This is a genomic window from Vogesella perlucida (genome assembly GCF_979366545.1).
Window position 1 is genome coordinate 1 of sequence record NZ_CEETRO010000025.1, and the last position, 2,583, is coordinate 2,583.

The 2,583-nt window shown below is 50.3% G+C and carries 1 protein-coding gene; it reads right to left on the minus strand.

The window, feature by feature from the left end:
• Positions 1-2,583, minus strand: a 2,583-nt coding sequence (locus tag ACZ9XP_RS17700; protein WP_465188937.1) for an Ig-like domain-containing protein, incomplete at both ends; no start/stop codon positions are given.

Sequence of the window (2,583 nt, forward strand, 5' to 3'; positions counted from 1 at the left end):
CATCGATGACCTTATCGGCATCGGCTACCAGGTCGCTACCCGGCACATTGATGCTGAAGGTCTTGTCAGACTGCACCGTACCGGTGAAGGTTTTGTTATTGACTGTGAGCGTAACGGTATCGCCTGCTTTGACATCTGCCCCAACCGTGCCAGTGACGGCCACTGGCGCAGCAGATTCTGCCGTATTGATTAGACTGTCTCCAGTGACTTTATTCAGATCGATTGATACTGCCTTATCTACCAATAGTTTATTCTTGGCTAATAAATCTGCAATTACTTGCTGATCAGACGTAGCACTACCAACTAGGTTGACACCTGCCAATTTGAAGTTAAAGTCGATATTACCATCACCATTACTAGACACTGCAATCAGTGTATCCGTGCCATTAGTTGTGAAATGCAAGAATGTAGCCAATTGATCAATAGACTCCCCTTGCAGCAATCCGCGGAAATCCAGTACGTCACCAGAGTTGAAACGGGCTCTTGCATCAAAGTTTTTGAGCACATCACCACTACTGACCATGTCGATAATATCAGTCTCTGGCTCAAGCATTATCTTCATGGTAGCCGGGGTCTGCGCACCGCTGGCGGCTACTACGTTGTAGCTCAGTGTCAACTCACCGTTGTAGTTTGCATCTGGCGTAATCAGATAGCTGCCATCGGCTTGCTGCGTGACCGTGCCATGATCTGCCGTGATGTTGGCCGCATTCAGCGTGCCGCCCGTCGGGCTTGTCCAGCCTTGCAGCAAATGTTCTTTACTAATGGTGTACGGAATATCTTCATGCCCCATACCTGTTCTGTAGTAAGCCTGCGCCTGAGAGTGGACAGTAAACGAATCGTTCATGTCTTTCAGCAAATACACAGATGCATCTGTGCTCTGTCCCGCAGCACGTAGACTTAACCAATCATCCAGTTTGAATACAAATGGCTCATAACCATATGTCGGATCATTCGCCGTAAACATGGCAATACCATCACCGACCTTGGTAATTTCGCTTATTGCCGCAGTAAGTGTGGTACCTGGTCTTAAATCCCTCACTAGCCATGCATCGGTTCCATCCGTGATCCAGAGCTCCTTACCCGTGACGGCCACATTAGCCGTAAAGAGAGCATAACCTCTTCCTATAGCAGTAAAGTCGAACGGGCTTCTTGGTATATAGCCACCACCAGTATTAAATGGATTATCAGACCCAACAACACCGGTATACATATCTTTAAGTAACCGAGTACCTGCTGCAGTCCCATCAGTTACCCAAGGTTCGACACCATATGTAGGTGTATAGGCGCTGAAAACAAACTTGCCATTTCCTAACGGTGTAATGTCGTTCAAGAAACTATTGGCACCACTTGGTAATTTTATTTGCGAAGCTTGGTTACCAACATTGATATCCTTGAGTAGCTGTGTCCCTTCTGAGGTCCCATCTGTCACCCATAGCTCTCTATCATCAGCAGAGGCATTGGCAAAGAATAGTACTTTGCCGTCACCTGTCGCTATAAACCCTAGCGGATTGCCATCATTCGAACCCGGATTGATGTCCTTCAGCTGCGTGGTACCAGCTGCGGTACCATCTGTTACCCACAGCTCATAGCCATTGCTTGCCGTATAGGCAGAGAATACTGTCTGGCCATTACCCAGATCGGTGAAGTGACTAGCGTAGGACGAAGCAGTGCCAGGGTTAATATCTTTCAACATCACCGTGCCTGCGGGCGTGCCATCCGATACCCATATTTCGATACCTAAGCCACTAGTATTAGCCTGGAACAAATACCTGCCACCACCCATACTATGCAAATCGGCAGCCGGGCTCGGCCCGCCATTGTCAGACATACCCCAGATAGCAGTATTGCTATTCGAGAAATCTGCAGCACCCGGCACTATATCCTTGAACACCTGCGTACCGGCATTCGTACCATCCGTTACCCACAATTGCTGCCCGCCAGCACTGGTAGCAACAAACAGCACACGGCCATCGGGCAACTGCACCATATTATTGGTGATGGGGTCAGATGGCGATGTACCAGTGTTAATGTCTTTTACCATCCTGGTGCCGGCACTGGAACCATCGGTAATCCACAACTCGGTACCTTTTGAGCCATCCGATGCCTGGAATAACGTGAACCCGTTACCCATATTGAAGAAGTTAGCAGCAGACACGGGCCCTGCGTTCACCGCCACATTACCCAAGCTGCCGATTTGGGAGAGCTGCGTGGTACCTGCCGCGGTCAGGTCTGTGGTCCAGACCTGAATACCGTTTACGGTACGACCATCTTTGGACTGAAACAAAATCGGGCCATTGGTTGGGTCGTAAGCTTTACCTGTCAGCTCTGGTGCCGATGCGTTCATCTTGGCGCTATCTGATGAAGCAGGCGAGGTGTTGCCCGCGACATCCGTGAGCGTAGCACTGACCGTTGCAGTAGCCTGCTCAGCAGGTTTGGCCACGGTGGTGGTTACCGCTCCGGCTGTGATGTTGGCCGCAGTCAGCACCACGGTCTGGCTTCCACTACCCGTGTTGATTTGCAGTGTATCGCCTGCTTTGGCTTCTGTCGGCAGGGCAATACGCACTGCCAGCGTGGTGGCTGTGC